The 4,013-nt window shown below is 70.0% G+C and carries 2 protein-coding genes and 2 pseudogenes; all 4 read left to right on the forward strand.

Features of this window, described 5'->3' with window-relative positions; translation table 11 throughout:
- A pseudogene (locus tag G3I65_RS39660) lies at positions 1–373 on the forward strand (MFS transporter); the annotation flags it as partial.
- 61 nt (positions 374–434) lie between these two features.
- Entirely contained in the window at positions 435–1,076 is a 642-nt protein-coding gene (locus G3I65_RS39665; RefSeq protein WP_239071725.1) for a zinc ribbon domain-containing protein, read from the forward strand.
- 310 nt (positions 1,077–1,386) lie between these two features.
- Positions 1,387–3,234: a hypothetical protein gene (locus tag G3I65_RS39670; RefSeq protein ID WP_160700642.1), complete on the forward strand. Its 1,848-nt coding sequence runs from the start codon at positions 1,387–1,389 to the stop codon at positions 3,232–3,234.
- Positions 3,235–3,305: 71 nt separating this feature from the next.
- Positions 3,306–4,013, forward strand: a pseudogene (locus G3I65_RS39675) (hypothetical protein); the annotation flags it as partial.

The following is a 4,013-nucleotide window of genomic DNA, read 5'->3' on the forward strand; positions in this document are numbered from 1 at the left end:
CCGGATCGCCGACCGCTGGGGCCCGCGCGTCACGGTCAACGCGGGCCTGGGCGTGCTCGCGCTCGCGTCGGCCACCGCGCTCGCCGCGCCGACCGCGCACACCTCCGGCCTGCCGGTGGCGTTGTTCCTGCTCGGGTACGGCTGGAACCTGGTGTTCGTCGGCGGCAGCGCGCAGCTGAGCCGCGACCTCGCGCCCGCGACGCGCAGCCGGGTGCAGGGGACCGTCGACGCGGTGGTCTGGTCCGCGTCCGCTTTGGCCGGTTTGGGGTCGGGACAGCTGTTCGCCGGCGGCGGGTACGCGCTCGTCGCGATCGTCGGCGGCGTGCTGGCGCTGCTTCCGTTGGCCCTGCTGGCATCCCGTGACGGGCGGTAGCCGAGTCGTTGTCGGCAAATCTCTCGTCCCCGGCGCCGTGGCCCGGTGGCGAAGATGGGCCGTGGCTGACTCTGTGCCCTTCACGGACAACTTCGCGGACCTCTCCAACACGCAGGGGTACCAGTTCGAGTTCCGCTGCGAGCGCTGCGGGAACGGCTTCCGCTCCGCGTTCCAGCGCGACAACGTCGAGACCGGGCGAAGCGTGCTTCGCGCCGTCGGCTCGTTCTTCGGCGGCACCCTCCGGGACCTCAGCAACTCCGCCGACGAGTGGCGCTACGACCGCGCGACGAACTCGCCGGCCAAGGACCGGGCGCTGGCCGCCGCCGTCCAGGAGATCACCCCGAGCTTCCGCCAGTGCCGCGGCTGCGGCGACTGGATGTGCCACGACCAGTGCTGGAACGAGGAGATCGGCCAGTGCCTGCGCTGCTCGCCGAGCGTCGCGGAGGAGATCTCGCGCGCCCAGGCGTCGGCCCAGCGCGACCAGATCTGGGACAAGGCCCGCGAGAAGGACTGGACCGCCGACCTCGACCTCGACACCCGGGCGAAGGTCAGCTGTCCCGGCTGCGGGCTCAAGGCCGACGGCGGCAAGTTCTGCTCGTCCTGCGGCACGTCCCTGGCGCTGAAGGTCGGCTGCGGCGGCTGCGGGAGCGAAAGCAACAAGCCGGGCGCGCTGTTCTGCTCGGACTGCGGCGCCAAACTCTGACCGAAGTTCCCGGCACTTCATAACGAATACATAACTCGCAGCCCCGGCGTTCAGGCGCCGGGGCTGCGCCATTGTGACCAACCGTGACACGACCGGTTGGTCTAGACGTCCTGCTCACCCATTCGGCCTAGAGGTGCCCGTCAACTCGGTCCACCTCGTGGGAGATTCACCCGATTGGGTCGAGTCTCATTCTTTGATCACGGCTGGACGCTTCGTCCGCTTGGCGCGAATATCCCGTCCAGGTCGGCTGACGTCAGCTTTCCGTTGTGTCCCAACGGTTTCCGTCCGTGAACAAAGAACTGGGAGAACCATGCGATCAACCCCGTTGCGCCCGGGCCGGTGGCGAAAGGTGGTGACCGGCGCCGCGGCACTCGCCCTCGCGGCCGGCGCGGTCACGTACACCGGTTCGTCGACCGGCGCGTACGCCGATGTGCAGACCGTCACCGACGCGAAGACCGCGGCCGACGGCAAGCAGTACTGGGTGCAGAACCACCTGGTGACGAAGGATCTCGCGCGTTCGTCAGGCGCGACACCCAAGAAGTGGCTGCTCGTCTGGGCCGGTGACGAGAACATCGCCGACACGCTCGTCAAGGACGTCAAGAACCTGCCGGGCACGCTCGGCGGCGGGCTCAACAAGATCAAGAACGCCTTGCCGGGACCGGACTTCCTCGCCGTGATCGACGCGACGCAGGGTTCGCCGACCTACGGCAAGGTCGTCAACACCGCCACCGTCGGGCCGCTCGTCGAAAACGAGCCGCACCACATGCAGTACGTGTGGCACAAGGGCGACACCATCTACGCCGGCGCGCTGTTCGCGGCGGCGACGTACGCCTTCGACGTCAGCGCGCTGCCGCAGCTGAAGCTCAAGGGCGTCAGCCTGCCGACCAACACGCTCGGCGGAAGCGTCCCCGACGCCTACTGGGTGCTCAAGGACGGCACCGCGTACGGCACGTACATGGGCGGCCCGGTCGTTCCGGGCCCGCACGCCTACGCCGACGGCTCCACGCAGATCGGCAACGGCTTCGCGGGCAGCCCCGGCGAAGTCGTCCACTTCGGACAGAACGCGCAGGTGCTTTCCGAGTCACCGGCGGCGACTCCGCAGGGCGACAACCAGAAGCTCTGCGACAACCTGCCGCAGCTGGGCAAGCCGACCTGCGCCAACCCGCACGGGATCCAGGCCCGCGAGGACCTGAACACGCTCGTGACGTCCGACTACGCCGAGCCGCGCAACATCATCCTCGATCCGGTGAAGCAGCCGTCGCCGTACCTGCGGCGGCCGACCGTGCGGACCTGGGACATCTCCGACCGCAACCACCCGAAGCTGAAGTCGGTGTCGTACCTGCAGGACGGCCCGCGTGCCGATCCGGCCGACCCGCTGCACGCCGAAAGCCGCGCGGTCATGGAGACCACGGTGACGAACCTGCCGGGCCACAAGGGCGCGTTCGCCCAGACCATGCAGGGCGGCGCGGTGTTCTACACGCCGGACATCACCGCGGCCGAGCCGCACTGGATCGAGGTGTTCGACGACGGCGCCGCGAACAAGTCCATCTACGCGAACAACGACTCGAACGGCGCCAGCTCCAACGGTGGCTGGATCCAGACGAGCCCGGACGACAAGTACCTCTACCGCGCGATCGTCGGGCGGCAGAAGGGCACCCTCTCGGCCGACGACCCCGGCACCACCGGCGGCGTCTACGTCCTCGACATCCAGAAGCTGGTCAACGCCGGCGACCGGATCGAGGACATCCAGGGCCGGGTCGACACCAAGGCGAAGGCGCAGCAGGGCGGGGGCGGCGACCTGCCGACCGTCGTCGGCGCGGCCCCGATCAACCCCGGCACGCCGGGCGCGGGCCCGCACTGGGGCGCCTACGACAACTGGGCGCTCGGCGACGACGGTTTCTACCACGAAACCACGTCGCCGCAGCACCTCGCGGTGTCGAACTACTTCGTCGCCCGGTCCGGTTTGGACGGTGACCACAAGGTCAACCTGCTGAACCTGGGCCCGGACGGGAAGGTGTCGGTCGACTCGAACTTCCGGGACGAGTTCACCGGCCAGGTCGGCATCAACTTCAACCGCAAGTCGTGGCCGCACGGGGACTTCGGCAACGCCAAGCCGCACTCCGAGCTGTTCGTGGTCGCGGACGCGAACATCAAGTAACGCGGTCGTGAGTGTTCAGGGCGGTTCTAACCGCCCTGAACACTCACGACAACTTGCACCGAGGAGTCTTGATGGAACACGACCACTCCGCGCCCACCGGTTCGTCCACTGTGGACGTCCTGGTGCTGGTGCTCCGGCTGGCCCTGCTGCTGTCCACGGCGTTCCTCGCCGGTGGCGGTCTCCTGCGCACGCCGGGGCAACGGCCGCGGCGCACGCTGTACGTCCTCGGCGGGGTCTCGGCGCTGCTCGCCGTGGTGTCGGCCTTCGCCGCCGACGTCAACGTGGTCGCGCTGGCGATCCACGTCGTGCTCGCGGTCGCGGTGCCGGTCCTCCCGCGGGCCACCCCCTGGACGTCGGCCGCGCTGCTGGTGCTCGTCGTGCTGGAGACGTCGCTCGGCGGCACCGGCGTCGAGTTCGCGATCGACACGGTGTTCGTCGCCGCCGCGGCCGTGTGGTTCGGCTTCGCGCTGCTCGGCCCGGCCACGACGGCGGCCGTCCGGCCCGGGCCCCTCGCGCTCACCCTCGGCGGCCTGCTGGTGCTGGCCGGCGCGGTCCGGTTCGGGCTGTCCGGCCTCGGCTTCGACCGGCGGCTCTACACGACACTCTTCGGGCTGGCCGTGGTCGCCGTGGTGGTGCTGCCGGTGGCGGTGAGCGTGCTCGCCGGGGTCTTCAAGGCCCGCGCGTACCGGTTCGGCGTGCTCGGCGTCGCGCTCGGGTTCGTCGCGTGGAGCGCGCTCGGCGCGATCCCGGTGCCGCCGCCGCTGCCCGTGCCCGGCGTG

The organism is Amycolatopsis sp. SID8362, from assembly GCF_010550475.1.
Taxonomy (GTDB): Bacteria; Actinomycetota; Actinomycetes; order Mycobacteriales; family Pseudonocardiaceae; genus Amycolatopsis; species Amycolatopsis eburnea.